At 72.2% G+C, this 20329-nt stretch carries 15 protein-coding genes and 2 tRNA genes; 3 read left to right on the top strand and 14 right to left on the bottom strand.

What is annotated here, in order from left to right; all coding sequences use genetic code 11:
* Position 1: 1 nt before the first annotated feature.
* Both ACIA8F_RS17205 and ACIA8F_RS17200 read right to left on the bottom strand, forming a co-directional pair.
* A complete protein-coding gene (locus ACIA8F_RS17205) occupies positions 2 to 262 on the bottom strand; it encodes a DUF397 domain-containing protein (protein WP_399379582.1) in 261 nt (86 codons plus the stop codon).
* Entirely contained in the window at positions 222 to 1070 is an 849-nt protein-coding gene (locus ACIA8F_RS17200; protein ID WP_399379581.1) for a Scr1 family TA system antitoxin-like transcriptional regulator, read from the bottom strand. Before ACIA8F_RS17200 ends, ACIA8F_RS17205 begins: the two co-directional genes overlap by 41 nt.
* Before the next feature lie 177 nt (positions 1071 to 1247).
* Between ACIA8F_RS17200 and ACIA8F_RS17195 the strand changes: the two genes are divergently transcribed.
* On the top strand, positions 1248 to 2423 hold the full coding sequence (locus ACIA8F_RS17195; protein ID WP_399379579.1) for a serine hydrolase domain-containing protein: 1176 nt from the start codon (positions 1248 to 1250) through the stop codon (positions 2421 to 2423).
* 72 nt (positions 2424 to 2495) lie between these two features.
* Here the strand turns inward: ACIA8F_RS17195 and ACIA8F_RS17190 are convergent, their stop codons facing one another.
* Complete coding sequence (locus tag ACIA8F_RS17190; protein WP_399379577.1) at positions 2496 to 4199, bottom strand: glycosyl hydrolase family 18 protein; 1704 nt, start codon at positions 4197 to 4199, stop codon at positions 2496 to 2498.
* Between the two features lie 821 nt (positions 4200 to 5020).
* Positions 5021 to 6277, bottom strand: a complete 1257-nt coding sequence (locus ACIA8F_RS17185) for an LLM class flavin-dependent oxidoreductase (RefSeq protein ID WP_399379575.1) — start codon at positions 6275 to 6277, stop codon at positions 5021 to 5023.
* A 239-nt stretch (positions 6278 to 6516) separates the two neighbouring features.
* Here ACIA8F_RS17185 and ACIA8F_RS17180 point away from each other — a divergent pair, with 239 nt between their 5' ends.
* Positions 6517 to 7275, top strand: coding sequence for an IclR family transcriptional regulator (locus ACIA8F_RS17180; protein ID WP_399379574.1), 759 nt, complete (start codon positions 6517 to 6519; stop codon positions 7273 to 7275).
* A gap of 78 nt (positions 7276 to 7353) precedes the next feature.
* Here the strand turns inward: ACIA8F_RS17180 and ACIA8F_RS17175 are convergent.
* The 5 genes from ACIA8F_RS17175 to ACIA8F_RS17155 all read right to left on the bottom strand — a co-directional run bounded on the left by ACIA8F_RS17175 (position 7354) and on the right by ACIA8F_RS17155 (position 14660).
* A tRNA-Lys gene (locus ACIA8F_RS17175) sits at positions 7354 to 7427 on the bottom strand.
* A gap of 62 nt (positions 7428 to 7489) precedes the next feature.
* Positions 7490 to 9163 carry an AMP-binding protein gene (locus ACIA8F_RS17170; RefSeq protein ID WP_399379572.1) on the bottom strand — a complete coding sequence of 558 codons (1674 nt, stop codon included), beginning with the start codon at positions 9161 to 9163 and terminating at the stop codon, positions 7490 to 7492.
* A 58-nt stretch (positions 9164 to 9221) separates the two neighbouring features.
* Entirely contained in the window at positions 9222 to 9848 is a 627-nt protein-coding gene (locus ACIA8F_RS17165) for a lytic polysaccharide monooxygenase (RefSeq protein WP_399379571.1), read from the bottom strand.
* A gap of 244 nt (positions 9849 to 10092) precedes the next feature.
* On the bottom strand, positions 10093 to 13308 hold the full coding sequence (locus ACIA8F_RS17160; protein WP_399379569.1) for an SPFH domain-containing protein: 3216 nt from the start codon (positions 13306 to 13308) through the stop codon (positions 10093 to 10095).
* Positions 13305 to 14660: a peptidoglycan-binding protein gene (locus ACIA8F_RS17155; protein ID WP_399379778.1), complete on the bottom strand. Its 1356-nt coding sequence runs from the start codon at positions 14658 to 14660 to the stop codon at positions 13305 to 13307. Before ACIA8F_RS17155 ends, ACIA8F_RS17160 begins: the two co-directional genes overlap by 4 nt.
* A 248-nt stretch (positions 14661 to 14908) precedes the next feature.
* Here ACIA8F_RS17155 and ACIA8F_RS17150 point away from each other — a divergent pair.
* Positions 14909 to 14982: transfer RNA gene (locus ACIA8F_RS17150), tRNA-Lys, on the top strand.
* A gap of 67 nt (positions 14983 to 15049) precedes the next feature.
* On the opposite strand, the gene ACIA8F_RS17145 is transcribed toward ACIA8F_RS17150, so the two are convergent.
* The 5 genes from ACIA8F_RS17145 to ACIA8F_RS17125 form a co-directional block, all read right to left on the bottom strand.
* Complete coding sequence (locus tag ACIA8F_RS17145) at positions 15050 to 15712, bottom strand: class F sortase (RefSeq protein WP_399379568.1); 663 nt, start codon at positions 15710 to 15712, stop codon at positions 15050 to 15052.
* A 12-nt stretch (positions 15713 to 15724) separates the two neighbouring features.
* Entirely contained in the window at positions 15725 to 16390 is a 666-nt protein-coding gene (locus ACIA8F_RS17140; protein WP_399379566.1) for a hypothetical protein, read from the bottom strand.
* 92 nt (positions 16391 to 16482) lie between these two features.
* A complete protein-coding gene (locus ACIA8F_RS17135) occupies positions 16483 to 17262 on the bottom strand; it encodes an HAD-IIA family hydrolase (RefSeq protein WP_243337185.1) in 780 nt (259 codons plus the stop codon).
* A gap of 201 nt (positions 17263 to 17463) precedes the next feature.
* Positions 17464 to 19005: an alkaline phosphatase family protein gene (locus ACIA8F_RS17130; RefSeq protein WP_399379565.1), complete on the bottom strand. Its 1542-nt coding sequence runs from the start codon at positions 19003 to 19005 to the stop codon at positions 17464 to 17466.
* Positions 19006 to 19207: 202 nt separating this feature from the next.
* A complete protein-coding gene (locus ACIA8F_RS17125; protein ID WP_399379563.1) occupies positions 19208 to 20302 on the bottom strand; it encodes a 2-aminoethylphosphonate ABC transporter substrate-binding protein in 1095 nt (364 codons plus the stop codon).
* Positions 20303 to 20329: the final 27 nt, after the last annotated feature.

Genomic DNA, 20329 nt, shown 5'->3' with positions numbered 1-20329 from the left:
GTCAGAGACTCCGGACGAAGGCTCCGAAGGCTTCGGGGGCAACGGTGAAGGCGGGGCCGTCGGGGCGCTTGGAGTCCCGGACGGCTACGCGGCAGGGCTGGGCGGCGATCTCGATGCAGTCGCCGCCGGTGGTTCCGCTGTACGAAGCCTTGCGCCAGACCGCCGCGCCGAGGGGGGCACACTCGACGCACTCGCCGCCGTTCGTACTGCTGTAGGACGACTTACGCCACTGCACGCCCATCAGGTCCACATTGGTCCCCATAGCGTTCCTCCATTACGCGTGCGATCAGAAGGGCCGACTCCTCCTGCGACAGGGCTTCGGCTTGCAGCCGAGCGTATCCGAGGGAACGCTCCCTGATCACTTGCGGATTGGGGGTCATACGACCCGAGTCGTAGCTCTCGGTGTAGAAGAGGTCAGGGTCGTCGTCGAAGCGGAGAAGAGTAAACGAACCCGTCATGCCTGCGTGTTCACCAGTCGAGAGGGGCAGCACCTGGATCTGAATCCAGGGCCGGTCCACGAAGGTCAGCAGGTGGGCCAGCTGGTTCCGCATCACCTCACGCCCACCAACCTTGCGATGCAGCAGCGCCTCATCAAGCACCACCAACAGCAGCGGCGGCGTCTCCCTAGCCAGTATGCGCTGACGGTCCATGCGGGCCGCCACGACTTCATCGACGCTGTCCGAGTACTCCACCCTCAGCAAGGCCTTCGCGTAGGCCTCGGTCTGGAGGAGGCCGTAGACCACTTGAGCCTGGAACGTAGAGACGTAGGTGGACTGAGCCTCCATCTCCGCGAAGGGCTGAAACCACGTCGGCAGCACACTCCGTAGGACCAGCCCCACCAGCCGGGAGAAGTGCCCGTCCGTGCCCAGCGCCGCATCGAGCCGTTCCGAGAAGTCGCGGGTCGGGACCTTCCTCGCGGTCTCCACCTGCCCGATCAGGGAGGCGGCGCAGAAGATGATGTCGCCCAGCTGCTGCTGCTTCAGGCCGGCGGCCTCCCGTAGGCGGCGGAGTTCGTTGCCGTAGTAGTCCAGCGGTGAGGCGCTGGGATCGAGAGCGCGGATGTTGACCATGGGCGGTCACCCCCATGAGGACGCGTGCGGATCCAACTCATCGCCGAGCGTAGTGATTTCAGCACGCACGGGTACGGGGAATCCGGCAAACGGTGCGATGTCCATCCGGCTGGCACCCCTTCGCGCGGGGCGCGTGCAGGATGGCCGGCGGCCCTCGGCCGTTCCTAGCCTCGGTTCATGATCTCTCGTCGTTTCTGGCTCTCCACTGCCGTGCTGGCCCTGACCGTCTCCTCCCTCTCCCCCGTCGCGGCCTCGGCCGCGCCACGTCCCTCCGATGCGGCCCGTTCCCTGCAGCGTGACGCCGATGCGCTGCGGGACGCCGGGGTCACCGGGGTCGCGGTCCGGCTGGACACTCCGCGCGGGACGGTCACCGCGCGCTCCGGGGTGGCGGACCTGGACACGCGGCGCCCCGTTCCGCAGGACGGGTACCTGCGGCTGGGCAGTACCACCAAGACGTTCGTCGCCACCGTCGTGCTGCAACTGGTGGGCGAGAAGCGGCTCTCCCTCGACCGGACGGTGGAGGAACTGCTGCCCGGGGTCGTGTCCGGCGCCGGAAACGACGGCCGGACCATCACCCTGCGCGATCTGCTGCGGCACACCAGCGGCCTGCCCGAGTACATCTCCGACGTCTTCCCCAAGACCGACGCGCAGACCTACCTGGCCAACCGGTGGCGCGCCTACCGGCCCGAGGAGCTGGTGGCCCTGGCCCTGCGCCACGAGCCGGTCTTCCCGGCCGGCACCCGCTGGGAGTACTCCAACACGAACTACGTCCTCGCCGGGATGATCATCAAGAAGGTCACGGGCCGTACCTGGGAGCAGGAGGTCCACGACCGCATCCTGCGCCCGCTCGGCCTCCGGCACACCGCGACCCCCGGCACGTCGCCCTTCCTCCCGGGTCCGCACGCCACCAACTACCAGCAGTTCGCCCCGGACGGCCCGCTGGTCGACACGACGATCCCCTACCGTCCCTTCGACAGCGGGGCCGACGGCTCGATGACCGGTACGGCCCGCGACCTCAACCGCTTCTTCTCCGCGCTGGCCGGTGGGCAGCTCCTGGAGCCCGCCGAACTGGCCGCCATGCGCGAGACCGTGCCGATGCCGCCGGACAGCGGTCACCCGGAGGGCGCCCGGGACGGCCTGGGCCTGTTCTTCACGCCCCTGTCCTGCGGCGGCGGCTACCTCGGGCACGGCGGAAACGGCTTCGGGTACGAACTCCAGGCGGCGACGACCACGGACGGGCGGCGCACCGTGACCGTCTCCGCGCACAGCCGCTCCGCGGACCCGGGGGTCGCGGCCCGCCAGGAAGACGCGGTGCGCGGCCTCATCGACCGCGCCCTCTGCGGACGGGGCTGACGACACGGCAGCCCCCGCACCCTGGGAGGGGAGTGCGGGGGCTGCCGGCCGCTCGGCGCGGGGTGGGGGGAATCAGCAGGCGCCGAGGTCCTGCCAGACACCCCATTCACCCGTGGTGCCGGGCACCTCGTTCTGCGTCCACCACTTGGCCTTGTACTTGCGGCCGTTGTACGAGACCTCGTTGCCACCGTTGTAGACGGTGCCCGCGACGTAGGCCGGAGCGGTGCAGCCCGCGGGCGGCGTCGTCGGAGGCGTGGTCGGCGGCGTGGTCGGAGGCGTCGTGGGCGGGGTGGTCGGAGGCGTGGTCGGCGGGGTGGTCGGCGGCTGGGTGGTTCCGCCGAGGGAGTCCGAGATCTGGTTCAGCAGGGTCGCGTTGGCGTCCAGGCCGAGCAGGGAGTACATCATCGCGCCGGCCAGGCCGCGCTGCTTGCCGTAGTCGACCCGGGCCTGGATGGACTTCTGGTTGAGGCCGGTGAAGAACTCGCCGTCCTTGAAGAAGTACGAGGCCTTGGCCTGGTCGTCCCAGAAGGTGGTCGCCGGGTTGTCGACGATGCCGCCGAGCTCCTTGTAGAGCGCGATGCCGGCCTGCTGGCTGGTCGGACGCGCCGTGGAGGCCAGGGTGGCGGGCTGGGCGAGACCGTTGGTGGTGCCGGGCTGCACGCCCTTCCAGCCGCGGTAGTAGAACTCGTAGCCCAGGGTCAGCTTGTTGGCGGGGAAGCCGCCGGTGATGCCGTAGGCGGCGTTGCCGTCGATCCAGGAGTCGATGGCGTTCTTGATGCTGTACTTCTGGGTGCCCGGGGCGATCGCGTCGGTCGGGTCGGACGCCGAGTTCAGCAGCGGGGACTGGTGGTACGTCGGACCGTCCGCGTCCCAGGCGCCGTGCATGTCGTACGTCATGATGTTCGCGTAGTCGAGGTACGCGCCGATCTTGTCCGTCTCGATGTACTTGATCTTGTCCTGGCCGGCCGGGAGGGCCGAGGTCAGCAGGTACTTCTTGCCGCCGTTGGCCGTGCCGTAGGCGTCGAGCTGCTCGCGGAACTCCTTGAGCAGGAGCGTGAAGTTCTGCTTGTCCTCGGGGGCGTAGTGGTTGCCGAGGTGGCCGCCGGACGAGCCCGGGTACTCCCAGTCGATGTCGATGCCGTCGAAGATGCCGGCCGCGCTGCCCGCGCCGCCGTAGCCGCCCTCGACGGGCAGGTTGCCCTTGATGTACTGGTCGATGCAGGACGAGACGAGCTTCTTGCGGGAAGCGTCGGTCTTGGCCGCGTCGCTGAAGTACTTCGAGTAGCTCCAGCCGCCGATCGAGATGTTGATCTTCAGGTTCGGGTACTTGGCCTTGAGCTGCTTGAACTGGTTGAACACACCGACGATCGGCTGGTCCCACTTGTCCGCGACGCCGCTGACGCTGTCGGCCGCGCTGAAGGACTTCTGGTAGTCGGCGTACGAGTCGCCCGCACCGTCACCGGCGTTGGGGTTGTTGTCGTCACCCGCCGCCTTGTTCGCCTCGAAACAGGTGAGGTTGGTGGGGTGGATGTTGCCGAACGAGTAGTTGATGACGTCCAGCTTGCTCGCTATGCCACGGGTGTCGAGGTGCTTGGGATAGAAGGCGTTCCCGTACACCGACCACTGGTCGTAGTAGGCGATCTTGACGTTGCCGGCCGTCGCGGTGATCCCGGCCTCGGCGGCCGAGGCGGTGGTGAGTCCCGCGAAGGCGGCCAGCGTGCCGCCGGCCAGCGCGGCCGTGGCGGCGGCCGCGATGAGGGATTTACGGATGTGCATGAACTGCCTCCGGGGAGTGGGAGGGGAAGGCAAGACTTCAGGTGGGGATAGTGATAGCGATCACTCCGGCCCCGAGTCAATGGTTTGGACCAAAGAAGGACTAGACCACTCACCACCCAGAAGCCCACGTCAGCGACGTGGGACCACACCAGAAAACCCGCGCCACCCATCGTGACGAGCGGCTTAAGGCTGGCTTCATTCATCCCTTGGCAAGGTTTCGGCAACAAACCAGCCAAACTCCGGATGCCGGCGTCTGCGGTCCTCTCCGGGGCGCTGTACATCCGTAAACCCTTCCGGGCGAGCGCCCGACGGCGGCAGAATCACGGGATGACCGGCAGGCGAACAACCCATCGCCGATCACCGAGGTCCGCGACACCATCGACCGGCTGAACCAGCGGCCCGGCTCCGCCGACCGCTGCATGGCCGCCGTCGAGGTCTTCCTCGCCGACCGGACCGAGGAGAACCGGGCAGCGGCCCGGGCCGCGTTCCTGGCCGTCCCGCTCCCGGAACGCCGCGGCCTGCTGGGCGACATGGACAACAAGGACGCGCCGCTGCGGATCCTCGTGGCGGGGCCCGGCGGGCGGACCTACCTGCCGACGGACCCGCCGGTCACGCAGGAGACGTACGACCGGGCCGTCGCGTACTTCGAAGAGCGGGCCCGCTGGAAGGCGCAGCAGGGGGCTCGGGTCCCTTCTGGGGCGACGACTCCGGCCGGGACCGCAACTGGACCGGGCGGCTCCTCGAACTGGTGCGGTCCGAACTGCACCTGCGGCGGGCCGGGATCCCCGGGTTGTGAGCGGGGATCCCGGGCGGGCGGCGGGTCAGGCGTCGAGGAGCGGCATGCCGTACGCGTCCGCGACGAGGGCGTACGAGCGCAGGCGGGCCTCGCCGGCGTGGGCGTTGGCGGTGAGCATGAGCTCGTCCGCGCCCGTGAGCTTCGCCAGGGCGTCCAGGCCCGCGGTGACCTCGTCAGGGGTGCCGTGGACCACGCTCGCGAGCCGGTCGTCCACGAACTCCCGCTCCAGCGGCGTGTACGGGTACGCGGCCGCCTCCTCCGGCGTCGGGACGAGCCCGGGGCGCCCGCTGCGCAGCCGGAGCATCGACAGTGCGCCGGTCAGGACCTGCGCGCGGGCCTCCGCGGCGGTGTCGGCGGCGAGGGCCGCGACCCCGATGACGGCGTACGGGGCGCCCAGGACGGCCGAGGGCCGGAAGGACTGCCGGTAGAGGTCGAGGGCGGGCAGGGTTCCGGCCGGGGAGAAGTGGTGTGCGTAGGCGAAGGGCAGCCCGAGTCCGCCGGCGAGGCGGGCGCTGAAGCCGGAGGAGCCGAGCAGCCAGATGGGCGGCCTTCCGGCGGGGCCCTGCACGGGGCCCGGGACGGCGTGCACGCGGGCGTACGGGTGGCCGTCGGGGAAGTCGTCGTCGAGGAAGCGGATCAGCTCCGCGAGCTGCCGGGGGAACTCGTCCACGGCCTCGTCCCGGCGCCCGGGCCCGCGCAGCGCGGCGGCCGTCTGCCCGTCGGTGCCGGGTGCGCGGCCGAGGCCGAGGTCGATCCGGCCAGGGGCCAGGGCCTCCAGGGTGCCGAACTGCTCGGCGATGGCGAGCGGGGCGTGGTTGGGCAGCATGACCCCGCCGGATCCGAGCCGGATCCGGGAGGTGTGGGCGGCCAGGTGGGCCAGGATCACGGCCGGGGAGGAGCTGGCGACCCCGGGCATGGAGTGGTGTTCGGCGACCCAGTGGCGGTGGTAGCCGCGGGACTCGGCGAGGCGGGCGATGTCGACGCTGGTGCGCAGGGAGGCGCCGGCGGTGCTGCCCGCGCCGACGGTGACGAGGTCGAGCACCGAGAGCGGCACCGGCGCCCGGCCGAGGGCGGTCCCGCGGATCTCCCCTTCGCCGGATACCTCGCCCGGTCCCTCACCCGGTCCGGCGCTCGAACCCGCGCTCGAACCCGCGCCCGGTCCGGCGCCGGAAACCGTGCCCTGACCCACGCCCGGACCCACGCCTGAAACCGTGCCCGAATCCGTGCCCGCACGGTCGGCTTCCCGCCGTCCGGTGTCCCCCGCGTCTCCGATGTCACTCATCGTCTCTCCCGCTCCGCTCGCCCGTCCGTCCTCGTCCGTACGAAGAACCCGAACCGCGCGGCCGGTCCGGGCATTCCCGGCACTCTCGGACACCAGGCATGACCTTGGCATATGCCAGAGGAGTAGATCCAGGCAGACCGATGTGATTGAGCCATCAATCTCATCAACAGGCGCTCCACACGGGCCTCTTGATGGCTATCGTGTGAGAGCAAGCGGTAACAACCTGCTAGGGGGAAACCGTGGCGCTGAAGCCCGAGCCGACCGCGCCGTTCCACTCGGTGCAGTACGCCCTGCGCGTACTCGAAACGGTCGCCCGCCACACCGGCGGCGTGACCGACGTACAGATCGCGCGTGAGACCGGCCTGCCCGCGGTCCATCTCGCCCCCATGCTCCTCATGCTGCGCCGGGAGGGCTACGTACTGCAGGTGTCCGACGGCGCCTACTCCATAGGTGACTCGCTCGTCCTCCTCGGATCCGGTGTCGACCGCCAGCAGGCGCTTCAGGACAAGCTCCAGGACACCCTGGACCGGCTCCGGGACTCCGTCGGCGCCGCGGTCTACATCAGCCGGTACGTGGACGGCGAGGTCCGGATCACCCAGTTCGCGGACAGCCCGCGCACCCCCAAGGTCCACGAGTGGGTCGACTTCCGCTCCGCGGCGCACGCGAGCGCCGTCGGCAAGTGCCTGCTGACCCAGCTCGACCTGGACGGCCGCCGCGACCACCTGTCCCGGCACAAGATCGCCCGACTGACGTCGAAGACCATCGTGAACGAGCGGATCCTCTTCTCGAAGCTGGACAGCCAGCCGGCCACGGTGCCCACGCTCGACCTGCAGGAGTACGCCGTCGGCACGGTCTGCGCGGCCGTCCCGATCACCGCGGGAGCCTCCGTGGGCTGCCTCGCGCTGTCCCTGCCCGTGGAGCACGCCCACCGGCTGCGGGCCGCGGCCGACGTGCTGAACCGCAAGGCCGCGCCGCTGCTGCTCTCGCTCACCCTCTGAGGGGCGGGGGCGGGGTTCAGCGGCCCGGAAAACACTTCGGGCGGTTCCCGGTGAACCGGAAACCGCCCGAAGGACAGGTGCGCCGCCAGGGACTCGAACCCCGGACCCGCTGATTAAGAGTCAGCTGCTCTAACCAACTGAGCTAGCGGCGCCTGCTGACAGAGAAAATACTACCTGCTCCTCAGGAGTGCTCAAAACCGCTTCCGGGACGGCCTCAGCGGCCCAGCAGCTCCGCCCTCCCCTGGGCCTCGTAGGCCGCCAGGAGCCCGGTCAGGTCCTCCGCCTCCAGCCTCCGGTACGCGTCCTCGCCGCGCGGCCGCCACCAGATCTGGTCGGTGGTCCGGAAGGCCTCGCGGCGCAGGGAGACCCGGTGGACCTTGTTGGTGGCCGTGGTGGGCATGGCGCCGACGACGCGCACGTAGCGCGGGGCCATCTTCGTGCCGAGGTCGGGCTGGGCCGCGAGGAAGGCCGCGAACCCCTGCGGGGAGAAGACGGCCCCCTCGCGCAGGGCCACGGCGGCCATGACCTGGTCGCCCGCCACCTCGTCCGGTACGGCGTACACGGCGACCGCGGCCGCCCGGGTCCAGCGGGCCAGGATGTTCTCGATCACCGCGGCGGCCAGGTTCTCGCTGTCGACGCGCAGCCGGTCGTCGGTGCGGCCGGCGAAGTAGAGGAAGCCGTCGGGGTCGCGGAAGAAGAGGTCACCGGTCCAGTACCAGCCGTCGCGGGTGCGGGCGGCCTCCGCGTCGGGGTTGCGCCAGTAGCCCTCGAAGAGGCTGCGGCCCTTGTTGACCAGCTCGCCTATGGCCTCGGAGCCGTTGAGGAGGCGGCCGCGCGCGTCGAGCTCGGCGGGCGGGCACTCGATGCCCGTCTCCGGGTCGATGACGGCCAGGTCGTCGCCCGCGCCGGCCCGGCCCAGGGCGCCCTGCGGGGTGTCGGGGGTGCGCTGGACGGAGGCTCCGCCCTCGGTGGCCCCGTAGCCCTCGACGAGGCGGACCCCGAAGCGCCCGGCGAAGCGGGCCGCGTCGACGGCGCCCGCCTCGGTGCCGAAGCCGAGGCGCAGGGGGTGCGCGCGGTCGTCGGGGCGGGGCGGGGTGGCGAGGAGGTACTGCACCGCCCGGCCTACGTAGGTGAAGTACGTCGCCCCGTAGGCCCGTACGTCGTCCAGGAACGCGGAGGCCGAGAAGCGGCGGCGCAGGGCCACGGCGGCCCCGCCCGCGAGGGCGGGCAGCCAGTCGGCGATGACGGCGTTGCCGTGGAAGAGGGGCATGCAGATGTAGTGGACGTCGTCCGGGGTGACCGAAAAGTGACGTGCGAGCGAGGCCCCGGCACCGGCCAGGCGGCCCTGGGTGCAGATGGCGGCCTTCGGGGCTCCGGTGGAGCCGGAGGTGAAGTAGAGCAGGAGGCGCGAGGACGGGCCCGGGCCGGGGCCGAGCGTCGCGTCACCGGGCTTCGCGCCCGCGTACGGGCCGAGCAGGGCCTCGTACTCGTCCGTGTCCGTGACGAGCAGGCGTACGCCGGGCAGGTCGAGCCCGCGCAGGAGCGGCAGGTGGCTCCGCTCGGTCACCAGGATCCGGCAGTCGGTGTGCAGGATGTCGCGGGCCAGCTCGGGGCCGCGCCGGGTCGGGTTGATCCCGGCGACGGCGGCCCCGGCGAGGGCCGCCGCGCCGAGCCAGAACGGGAACTCGGGGGTGTTGTCGAGCAGCACCCCGATGTGCGGCTCCGCACCCGGCGGCAGCAGGTCGACGAGGAGCGCGGCGCGCGCCGCGGCCTCCCGGGCGGTCCGGTGGTGGCTGAGCACGCCGTCGGCGTACTTCAGACCGGGCCGGTGGTCGCCCCATTGGCTCGCGATGAGCTCCGCGACGGTCTCTGGTGTCGTCGTCCGCATGCCGCCGGAGAGTAGCTGACGTTCCGTCAGAATTGAACGCCGCGGCGGGCCTCGGCGATCAGAACTGGACGTCGGAGCAGGAGTAGAAGGCCATCGGGGTGTCGTTGACGGTCCACACGGCGAGGATCATGTGCCGGCCGGTCTTGCCGCTCGGCATGGTGCCCTGGTGGACGGTGGTCATGGCGGGACGGGCGCCGTTGTAGGCGACCGTGAGGAAGGGCTGCGGATCGAGCGCGGCACGGGTGAGCGGCTTGGTGGAGTCCCAGCCGTTCTTGGTGACGTAGTAGCGGAAGTCGGTCGTGGAGTGGTTCGCGGTGAACTGCCAGCGGAAGCTGTAGCTCTGCCCGCTGGTCACCGGGGTGGCCGGCCAGGCGCCGCCGCGCGGGTCGTCGAGCTGCGCGAACTCCGAGTGGTTGCCCGCACATATCTTGCCGTCGGCGGGACCGGCCGCGGGGAAGCCCTTGAGGCCCTCGACGCTCTGGGGCTCCCACTGGATGGGGCCGCAGTCCGACACGGTCTTGTTGGCACAGAGCTTCTGGCGGCTGATCGGGGTGTCGGTGTACCCGTGGCTGCTGGCCGTGGGGGCCGTGACGAGCGCGAGGGCGGCGACGACTCCGAGGCCGACGGTGGTGGCGGTGGCCGTGGCGGCGGCCCGCTTGGTTCTGGGCATGCGGAAGGAACGCATGAGGCTGATGCTCCTTGAACGTGGGGGGAAGTCCGGAAAGAGCGTGCGCACGCGTGGGGATGGGCCGTACCGGTTTCGGCGGCACGGCCCGTTCACGAGCTCTGGTGTAGGTCTAGACCAAGTTCCACAGTATTGACGGGAGTTGGCCATGTCCAGACCAACGGAAGAACGGGTGGTCCGGACCACCCGGATTCCACCCGTTCTCCTGCCGGCCCGCGTAGGGCGGCTCGCGCGCCGGTGAGGGCTACTCGACGCGGCCCGTGTAGAAGGCGACCGTCAGGTCCTTCACGAGGGCCTTGCGCTCGTAGTCGTCGAGCTCCACGATCCCGCGCGAGGTGAGGCGGTGGACGGTGTCGTCCACCGCATCGACCACCGAGGTCAGGACCGTGTCCCGGTGCTTCGCGTCGATCGCCGCGACCCGGCGCCGGCGCATGGCGTCCGCGACCTCGGGGGCGTACTCGATCCGGGTGGGCTGCGCCGAGAACACCTCCACCCCGACCGCCTCGGTCTCGGCCGCCAGCATCCGGGTCAGCGCGTCGCCGACGGCTTCGGCGTCGCGCAGGGTCGGGGCGTCCTCGTGGAACGCGTCGGCCGGGAGCTGGGACAGGACCCGGGCCATGGCCGATTCGACCTGCTCGGCGAGGTAGTCGACGTGGTCCTCCACCGCCAGGGTCGCCCGGGCCGTGTCCTTGACCTGCCAGACCACCTGGACCACCACCTGGAGGGCGAGCCCGCCGGAGTCCACGGCCGGCATCGGGTCGCTGCGCCAGTGCCGCAGCCGGACGTCGACCCGGCGGCGCAGCAGCAGGGGGCTGATCCAGGTCAGGCCGGTACGGCGGACGGTACCGCGGTAGCGGCCGAAGAGGGTCAGCACCCAGGCGTGGCCGGCCCGGCTGCGACCGAGGCCGCCGAGGGCGAGCAGCGCGACGATCCCGAGGAAGGCGAGCGGGGGCCAGAACCGTGCCTGCAGCCCCCGGTACGGGCGCGGCTCGGCGCCGAACGCCAGCGCGAGGGCGTCGGGGACGGCCCCGGCCCGCCAGAGCACGACGGCGCAGCCGGCCAGCGCGATCCCGCCGACGGCCACCGCGATCCAGCCGGGCAGCACCGGGCCGCGGTGCTCGTGGAGCCGGTCGTCGCCACGGGGTACGCGGCGTCCGGGGGCGGACCGGGGCTTCGGCCGCGGCTCCGCCTCCGGCTGGGCCGGCTGGCCCGGCTGGCCCGGCTGCGGCCGGGTCGGCTGCGGGTGGGCGGCGCCGCGGAACGGCAGGTGCACCGGCACCTCGGTCACCGCGAGGCCGCGCACCGGGGTGATGTGGGCCGGGGCGATGCGGGGCAGGTCCTGCGTGTCGTCCTCGGTGATCCGCGCCACGGCCCGGGCGACGACCTCGGCGACGTCACCGCCGTCGGCGACCCCGGGACCGGGCACGACACCACGGCCGGCCTCGGCGGTTGCCGACTCGGCGGTGGCCGTGTCGGCGGTGGCCCCGTCGGAGTCCGCGGCCTCCCGCCCCGGCCCGCCGTCGACGGGCCCGCCGCCCACCGGGCCGGCGTCACCGGCGGTGCCCGGAGCCGGCACGGACCAGGTCACCTCCCGCCTGCCGGCCGGGTCGGCGGACCCGGCCTCCGGGGCGGGGCCCGGAACCGCGTGCTGCGCGGCAGCCGATCCGCCCTGCCCGGGCAGGTCCCAGGCAGCGGGCGGACCCGCATGCTTCGGGGCGTGCTCCGCGGCGGTGTACGGGCCCTCGCCGGACGGGGTCCGCACCGCGGCCGCGGCGGCCGGCGCCCAGGCCTCGTCCCCCTGGGGGTGCGGCCGGGCGGTCTCGGCGTCGGGGCTCCGCAGCCGCAGCGTGGCCGCACCGGCGTGGGCCGCCTCGTCCTGGGGATGCGGGATGTCGACCCCGGGCTCGGCCTGGACCCGCGCCGCGGGTACGTCGCTGCGCGCACCGGACCCGTGCGGCGCACCGGCCGAAGCCTGCGCGGCCACGGCCCCGTCACCACCCCCCGCAACGGGCTCGGCCGCCAACGCCCAACCACTCGGCGCCGCCCACGCGGACACGGCCACCCCGGACACAACACCCCCGGAAGCCACCGCCCCATCCCCCTCGCCCCGCCCGTCCCCGGAACCCGCCCCCCACCCGGAAACAACCGGCTCGTGCACGGCCCGGCCGGCCATCACCCGCTCGGACACGGCCTGGTCGGATGCGGCCCGCTCGGACGACGTCCGGTCGGATGCGGCCCGCTCGGGCAGGGACGGCTCGGATGCGGCCCGGTCGGACACGGACGGCTCGGGCACGGCCCGGTCGGACATCACCCGCTCGGGCACGGCCTGGTCGGACGACGCCCACTCGGACACGGACCGCTCGGATGCGGCCCGCTCCGACACGGACCGCTCGGACGCCGTCCACTCGGGCACGGCCCGGCCGGACGACGCCCACTCGGGCACGGACTGCTCGGACACGGCCTGGTCGGACGACGCCGAGAGGTACGCGGTCCGGTCGTGCTCGACCGGCAGGTGCGAGCCGCGCTCGGCGTACGCCCCGGCGGAGAACCAACCGGCCGCAGCCCCGTCGGGCTCGCCGGACAAGTACCCGCCCCGATCAGCATCACCTCCGGCAGGAACCCGCCCGGAGGCGGTCCGGTCGTGCTCGACCGGCAGGTGTGAGCCCCGGTCGCTACCGGCCCCGGCCTCTGCCCGCCCTGAGGCAACCCGCACGGCTGCGGCAGACGCGTGCACACCCTCGTCGGGCGTGGCCGTCAGGTGCGGGCTCCGCTCGGAGTCGGCCCCGACGGAAGCCCGCCCTGCCGTGACCGGCGCGGAGGCGGTCCGGTCGTGCTCGACCGGCAGGTGCAAGCCCCGCTCGGCGTGAGCCCCGGTGGAGACCCGGCCGGCTTCGACCTGCGCGGACGTGCCCCGGTCGTGCTCGACCGGCAGGTGCGAGCCCGGCTCCGTAGCGGCTTCAGTCACTGCCCGCCCTGCGGCATGCGCGTGCGCGGCCTCCTCGGGCGCGGTCGCCAGGCGTGCTCCCCGCTCGGCGTCGGCCTCGGCGGAGGCCCAGCGTGCCGGGATCGGCGCGGACCCGGCCCGGTCGGGCCCGGCCGGAACGCCCCACCGGGGGCCGGCCCCGGCGGGCGTGGCCCCGGTCTGGGGGCCGGCTTCGGCACCCGCTCCGCCCGTACCCGCGGCGGCCGGGGCGGCTCCGCCCGGCGCGGTGGCGGTCGGCACGGCTCCCGCCGGCCCGGCGGCCGTCGGCGTGGCCCCGGCCAGGGCGGCAGCACCCGGTGCGGCAGCACCCGCCACGGCCGCCGTGTCGCCGGTCGCGGGCTCCGGCGCCCCGGTCGGCTCGGCCGGGGTCGTGGAGGACCGGGGGTGGGTCGTTGCGCGGGGGGTCGGGTGTGGGGGGATCTCGAAGGTGCCTGTGGTCGATGTGGTGCGCGTGGGGTACATCGTTGCCTCCGTCATGCGAACAGCCGCCGCCAGGTTTCCGGGCCCGGGTAGCCGTCGGCCTCGGCGCCGCGCCAGCCCTGGGCGCGCTGGAACGCCTCGACGTTGCGGCGGTCGGCCTCGCCCCAGCGGGGGCCCGGACCGGATGTGTAGTGCTTGCCGAAGCCCTTCTTCACCAACTGGCGGCCAAGGGCGGTGATGGACGGGTGGGACGCGCCCGGCCGGAAGAAGGAGGCCCCGGGATAGGCGGGCTTGCCCGCCGGGCCCGGTGCGCCGCCCGCGGTCGGCGGGATGTCCTTGCCCTGGTGCTGGGCGAGCAGCCGCCAGGTGTGCGCGCCCGGGATGCCGTCGGCGTCCGCGCCCGTCCAGCCCTGGGCGCGCTGGAAGGCCTGGGTCGCCAGCCGGTCGGCGTCGGTCCACTTCGAGCCGACGCCCTTCGGGTAGAAGCGCAGGCCGCCTCGGTCGGACAGCATCCGGCCGAGCTGGGTGACGTAGACGTTGTCCGCGCCCGGCCCGAACTTCGACGCTCCGGGATAGGTGGCCGAGACGCCGCCCGTGCCGCCCGGCGCCGGGGGTTCGCCCGTGGCCGGGGGCTCGGGCACGACTCCGCCCGCGACCCCGTTGAACCGGTACGGGAGGTACTTCAGCGCGTTGTTCCAGTAGCCGTACGGCGTGGCCTGCTTCCGCGTGGTCGGCTTCGTCTGCTCGTAGGCGACGTAGTGCGTGCGCGTCTCGTCCACCCAGCCGCCGAAGAGCACGACGTGCGAGCCCTTGTTGGGGTCGGCCGGGTTGTGGAAGAGCAGCATGTCTCCCGGGAGCAGCTCGTCCTTCGTGATCCGGGTCGCGAACTTGTCGAGGCTGCCGGTCCATTCGTTCGTGCCGAGGTTCCACGCCATCGAGACGAAGCCCGAGCAGTCCTGCCGGTACCCGTCCGACCAGTACTGCTCCATGCTGTACGGGACCTGCGCGTCCAGCCACAGCTTCGCCCGGTTGATGATCGTCGCCCGGTCGGTCCGCCGCACCGCGGAGGGCGCTCCCGGCAGTCCGGCCGGCTTGGCGGTGCTGCCCTTGCCGCCCTTCGGCCCGTGCAGCGGGGCCCGGCCGCCCTGCGGGGTGCCGGGGTCGTCCATGGCCACGCGGCCGCCCGGCCCCGGTGTCGCCGCCGCTGCCAGGGATGCGCCCCCTCCGCCGAGGACCACCCCCGCGGCGGTGGCCAGCACCAGCACCCGGCGGGCTCCGCGCGCGGCGGGGTGCCCGCCGTCGCGCAGCGGTATGGCCCGGGCGCGTGCCAGCGTGCGGCGGCGCCGCGCGCAGCCCTGGCACGGGCAGTCGCCGGTGGGTTCGTACTCCTCGAAGGAGGGCAGCGGCATCGGCGGCATCGCCTCGGCCATCGGCGTCACTTCGTACACATGCGTCGGAGGCTGCATCGTCATGCGGTTCCGTCCACTCCCCTGCTCGTCGCCGGCCGGCCGGGACCGCATCTGGCGGGGCATCAGATCCGGCCTGGCCCAGACATATCGTGCACGACAAAACCCCCAAACATGGGTTAATCGGACAGAACGCGCGCGGCTTGTCACGAGCACCCGCAGCGGTGGGGTAGAGTTTTCCCTGTCACCAAGCGCCGCTAGCTCAGTTGGTTAGAGCAGCTGACTCTTAATCAGCGGGTCCGGGGTTCGAGTCCCTGGCGGCGCACAGACGCAAAGAAGCCCCTCGCAGCGCAAGCTGCGAGGGGCTTCTTCGTGCTCCGGGGCGCGGCGGTTCAGGCCGCCGTTCCGGGGCGGACTCCGACGCCCGTCAGGTACGCCGACACCACCACGTTCGCCGAGTACTCCTTGGCCGCCTTGTCGTAGGTGCCGCCGCAGGTGACCAGCCGCAGTTCGGCCCGGCCGCGGACCCTGGGCCCGTACACCTTGGCCGGGTCGAAGCCCGCGCGCTCGTGGACCCGTACGTCCTCGATCGTGAACTCCGCCACCGAGCCGTCGGCCCGCACCACGCGGACCTTGTCGCCCGTCTTCGCCGAGCTCAGGCCGTAGAACACGGCCGGCTTCGACTTCGTGTCCACGTGCCCGACCAGCAGCGCGGTCCCGGCCGTGCCGGGCTGGGCGCCGCCGCGCCACCAGCCGACCGTGCCCGGATTCTCGTACGGGGGCGGCTCGATCGCCCCCTTCGCGTCCAGGTCCCGGACGATCACCGGGGCCTGGACGCCGAGGGACGGCACGTCGACCCGCGCGGGCGCGGCCGGCCCCAGCGGGCTGTGCGCCGCGGGCATGCCCGGGGCGGCCTGTCCGCCGCTCTGGCCGGGCAGGGGTATCGCCACGCCGGTGATCTCGCGGCCCCACAGCCACAGCCCGAGGACCAGCACCGACCAGGCCGCGAAGGTCAGCAGCCGGGAACCGCCCGAGCTCCGCTGCTCCGCGCTCACCCGATCACCCGGTCACTCGCCGCTGCGGCGGCGGCGCAGGGTCAGCGCCCGGCCGGCGACCGCGAGGGTGGCGGCGGCGGCGAGCACGGCGCCGATCACCGTGTGCGGCAGGCCCGGGCCGTCGCCCGTGTGGCTCTTCTTCGCCGCCGCGGCGAGCTGCGCGGAGTCGGCGGCCCCGGCGGCCTGCGCCGCGCCCGCCGCCTTCGACTTCGCGGCGATCTCCTCGGACATGCCCCCGCCGCCCGCGTGGACCGGCCAGACGGGTGTGTGATGGGGATCGGGGCGGTGCTCCCGGCGGCGCTCGATCTCGATCGTGCCCCACTCGCGTTCGCCGCCGCGGCCACCGCACTTGATCTTGATGTCGTGGCGGCCGGGATCGGCCCAGGAACGGATCATCGCGTCACCCCACAGGGTGCGGCGGTCGTCGCGCCCGGTGGACAGGCGGACCTCGGAGACGAAGACGGCGGACGAGGCGACGGCCCAGTCCTCCTCGCAGCCGCGGACGCGCAGTTTGACCTGCGCCCCCGGCTCCGCCGGATTGGGGTCGGCCGAGACGCTGCCGCGGTCCCGGTTCCAGTCGTCCTCCCCCGCGAAGGCGAAGGGAGCGGCCACGGCGGACAGGGCCGTCAGGGCGACGGCCACCCCGGTGACACGGAGAGCGATCAAATCACTGCGCATGGTGAACCTCCTCAACAAGGAGATTCACGCGCGGCGCGCCGCTCCGCATCCGGAGCGGCGCCCGCTTGGCCCGTACGTGTCAGCCGTACGACCTAAACCAGATCGACCAGATCGGCGATGGAGTCGAACGTGTGGGTCGGCCGGTAGGGGAACTTCTCGGTGTCCTCGACCGACGTCAGACCGGTCAGCACCAGGAAGGTCTGCATGCCCGCTTCCAGCCCGGCGAGGATGTCGGTGTCCATCCGGTCGCCGATCATCGCGCTGCTGTGGGAGTGCGCGCCGATGGCGTTCAGGCCGGTGCGCATCATCAGCGGGTTGGGCTTGCCGGCGAAGTACGGCTGCTTGCCGGTCGCCTTGGTGATCAGCGCGGCGACGGCGCCGGTGGCGGGCAGCGGGCCCTCGGTGGAGGGGCCGGTCTCGTCCGGGTTGGTGCAGATGAAGCGGGCGCCCGCGTTGATCAGGCGGACCGCCTTGGTCATGGCCTCGAAGCTGTAGGTGCGGGTCTCGCCCAGGACCACGTAGTCCGGCTCGTGGTCGGTCAGGACGTAGCCGATGTCGTGCAGGGCGGTGGTCAGGCCGGCCTCGCCGATCACGTACGCGGTGCCGCCCGGACGCTGGTCGTCGAGGAACTTCGCGGTGGCCAGGGCCGAGGTCCAGATGTTCTCCACCGGCACGGACAGACCCATCCGGCTCAGCCGGGCCTGGAGGTCGCGCGGCGTGTAGATGGAGTTGTTCGTCAGCACGAGGAAAGGCTTTCCGGACTCGCGCAGCCGGTTGATGAAGGCGTCGGCTCCGGGGATCGGGGTGCCCTCGTGGATGAGGACCCCGTCCATGTCGGTGAGCCAGGATTCGATCGGCTTGCGCTCTGCCACTGGACTGTTCTCCGCTCTCGGTGGCGTCTGACGTCTGTGACGTCTGTGACCTCTGGTCTCTACCACCTTATCCGGGCCGGACCGCGGACGCGGTGGGCGTCCACGGCCCGGACCGTACGGCGCTACGGGCTCCGGCGAAGGCCCGTCGAGGGCCCCCGCCGAAGCTCCGTACCCGCCGGCAGGCATCCGCCGGAAAGGGCCTCAGCCGAGCTTGACGTTGTCCACGGTCCAGTACCAGTTGTTGGTGCCGGCGTAGCGGAAGCGGACCTGGACGTCGGTGGCGCCGGCCGGGACCTGGAGCGCGATCGACTCGGAGCGGGCGACGGCGTCGGCGGTGTAGCTCTTGACGACCGACGCGGCGCCGCCGTTGTAGGAGACCAGGACCTGGGCGGTCTGGCCGGCCTCGTGGTGGTAGTGCGTCTGGAAGGTCAGGTTGCGCGTGGTGCCGCCGGTGACAGCCCACTTGGGGGTGGCCAGGGTGGAGTCGTAGGAGCCGGTGTGGCTCTTGTCGTCCCACTCGTCGGAGTCGGCGACGGCGAACACGTCACGGGAGCGGACGTTCAGCTCGCGCCACTGGTCGCGCTGGGACTGGCTCCAGAACTCGTCGGTGGCGAAGGCCCAGCCGGCCCACTCGGTGACACCGCCGGTGCCCATCTTGGAGTTGTCGACCGACCAGCCGGCCGGCGGGGTGTGCGTGAAGCCCTTGGTGCCGGCCGGGATGCCCGTCTCGTCGACGCGCGCCTGGAGGCTGGGGCGCAGGGTGTCGAAGGCGTCGCCGTCGTCGGGGGCGCCCAGCGCGATGCCGTCGATCGCGGCGCCGGGGTTGACCCCGACCTGGGCGAGCGCGGTCGCCGCGACGTCGACGAGCTTCACGTCGTTGCGCACCGAACCGGCCGGGATGCCCGCGCCCTTGGCGAGGACGAAGGTGCCGCGCTCCTGGATGGTGGAGCCGCCGTGGCCGCCGGCGTCGGTGTGGCCGTGGTCGGTGGTGACCAGGACCTTCCAGTTCTCCTGGGCGTAGGTCGGGCGGCTCTGGACGGCGGTGAGGAGCTGACCGACGAGCTTGTCGACGCGGGCGATGGTGTTCAGGTACTCCTGGCTCGCGGCGCCGGAGGAGTGGCCCGCGTGGTCGATCTCGCCGAAGTAGACGAAGGCGGCGTCGGGGTTCTGGTCGCGGAGCTCGGCGGAGGCCGCAGCGGCGATCTTCGGGTCCTCGCTGCCGTAACCGTCGCGGTCGCCCTTGAGGTTGAGGCGCTTGTCGACCTTGGCGGAGAAGATCGGGCCGTTCTGGTCGGTGGAGGTGATGGGCTCCCAGTCGGCGGCCGCGTAGGTGTTGAGCGCCGGGTTGGCGTTCTCGATGCGGGTCAGGAAGTCCGGGTAGGCCGTGTAGTTCTTGCCGGTGAAGGAGTTGTCCTTCACCCCGTGCTTGTCGGGCCAGACGCCGGTGGCGATCGTGGACCAGCCCGGGCCCGAGGAGGTGGCGGCCATCGGGTTCGCGTACAGGGTGCTGCGGGCGGTCAGGCCCTGGGCCATCAGGCCGTTCAGGTTCGGCGCGTCGGCGACCTTGACGCGGTCCAGGACCGTGCCGTCGATGCCGATGACGAGGACCTTGTTCGTGACGGCGGCGGCAGCACCGCCGCCGGTTTCGTCGGCGGTCGCGGCGTGGGCGGCGAGGCCGGTGGCGAGCAGGGCGGTGGCGGTGGCGGCCACGGCGAGGGTCCGTCCGGACAGGACAGTGGGCACGTACTCCTCCGGGAGTAATCGTGGGGAAGGCGCAGGGGACGTACGGGGCGTGCGGGACGTACGAGGCGTGCGGTCGTGCGGTCGTGCGGTCGTGCGGCAACGCGAGCGGGCGTACGGCGGGTCCGGACCGGAGACGAGGTTCGGTCCAGACCCGTTATCCGAGCGTCACTATCCCGGTCGTGGGTGACCGGGAGGCGACCAGTCAGCTTCCGGTGGCCGACTTCCACGCGTCGACGTAGCCGGTGAGGTTCTTGTCGATGTCGGCCCAGTCCGGCTCGAAGATCTCGACTCCGGTCATGAGCTTGGTGAGTTCGACGGCGTTGGCATCGGTGGGCTGGACGTCCGTGCGGGCCGGGAAGCCGCCGCCGATGCCGCTGACCAGCTTCTGGGCGTCCTCGCCGAGCAGGTAGTCGAGGAGCTTCTTGCCGTTCTCGGTGTGCGGGGCCTTGTCGACGAGGCCGGCCGCGTACGGCAGGGAGAAGGTGGTGGGCTTGCCGCCGTCCTTGGCGGGGAACCAGATGCCGAGGTTCGGCATGGTCTTGGACTGCGCGAAGTTCATCTGGACGTCGCCGTTGGCCACGAGCAGCTCGCCCTTGTCGGTCTTCGGCGCGAGCTTGCTGGTGGAGGAGGACGGGCCGACGTTGTTGGCCTGGAGCTTCTTCAGGTACGCGTTGGCCTGGTCCTTGCCGCCGAAGTCGTGCATCGCCTTGATGAGCACGGCGGTGCCGTCGCCCGCGACGCCCGGGGTGGAGTACTGGAGCTTGCCCTTGTACTTGGCGTCGAGCAGCTCTTCCCAGGTCTTGGGGGCCTCGGTCAGCTCCTTCTTGTTGTAGATGAAGCCGAAGTAGTTGTTGACGACGGAGGTCCACTTGCCCTCGGAGGACTTGTTCGCCCCGTTGACCTTGTCCGCGCCCTGCGGCGTGTAGGCCTGGAGCAGGCCCTTGCCGTCGGCCTGCTGGATGAAGGGGGGCAGCGTGATCAGGACGTCGGCCTGCGTGTTGGTCTTCTCGCGGACGGCGCGCTGCACCATCTCCCCCGAGCCGCCCTCGACGTACTTGACCTCGATGCCGGTCTTCTTCGTGAAGTCGGCGAAGACCTTGTCGTACCAGCCGTCGCCCTTGTCGCTCTTGAGGCCGTCGGCGCTGTAGACGGTGACGACCTTCTCGCCGCCGCCCTTGGTGTCGGCGGAGCCGGCGGAGTCCGCGGAGGAGGAACCGCCGCAGGCGGTGAGGCCGGCGGCCAGGGCGAGGCTGCCGGTGACGGCGGCGGTGATGCGGAGGTATCTGTTGCTGGACATGGAACTTCCTTACGGGGAAAGGGAGTC

Source organism: Streptomyces sp. NPDC051563, from assembly GCF_044454225.1.
Lineage (GTDB): Bacteria > Actinomycetota > Actinomycetes > Streptomycetales > Streptomycetaceae > Streptomyces.
Note: the sequence above shows the minus strand (reverse complement) of the source record. Positions and strands in the feature narration are given on the sequence as shown.

Coding starts and splice junctions, on each gene's coding strand:
- ACIA8F_RS17205 (WP_399379582.1), bottom strand. CDS start 262: ATGGGGACCAATGTGGACCTGATGGGCGTGCAGTGGCGTAAGTCGTCC.
- ACIA8F_RS17200 (WP_399379581.1), bottom strand. CDS start 1,070: ATGGTCAACATCCGCGCTCTCGATCCCAGCGCCTCACCGCTGGACTAC.
- ACIA8F_RS17195 (WP_399379579.1), top strand. CDS start 1,248: ATGATCTCTCGTCGTTTCTGGCTCTCCACTGCCGTGCTGGCCCTGACC.
- ACIA8F_RS17190 (WP_399379577.1), bottom strand. CDS start 4,199: ATGCACATCCGTAAATCCCTCATCGCGGCCGCCGCCACGGCCGCGCTG.
- ACIA8F_RS17185 (WP_399379575.1), bottom strand. CDS start 6,277: ATGAGTGACATCGGAGACGCGGGGGACACCGGACGGCGGGAAGCCGAC.
- ACIA8F_RS17170 (WP_399379572.1), bottom strand. CDS start 9,163: ATGCGGACGACGACACCAGAGACCGTCGCGGAGCTCATCGCGAGCCAA.
- ACIA8F_RS17165 (WP_399379571.1), bottom strand. CDS start 9,848: ATGCGTTCCTTCCGCATGCCCAGAACCAAGCGGGCCGCCGCCACGGCC.
- ACIA8F_RS17160 (WP_399379569.1), bottom strand. CDS start 13,308: ATGACGGAGGCAACGATGTACCCCACGCGCACCACATCGACCACAGGC.
- ACIA8F_RS17155 (WP_399379778.1), bottom strand. CDS start 14,660: ATGCCGCTGCCCTCCTTCGAGGAGTACGAACCCACCGGCGACTGCCCG.
- ACIA8F_RS17140 (WP_399379566.1), bottom strand. CDS start 16,390: ATGCGCAGTGATTTGATCGCTCTCCGTGTCACCGGGGTGGCCGTCGCC.
- ACIA8F_RS17125 (WP_399379563.1), bottom strand. CDS start 20,302: ATGTCCAGCAACAGATACCTCCGCATCACCGCCGCCGTCACCGGCAGC.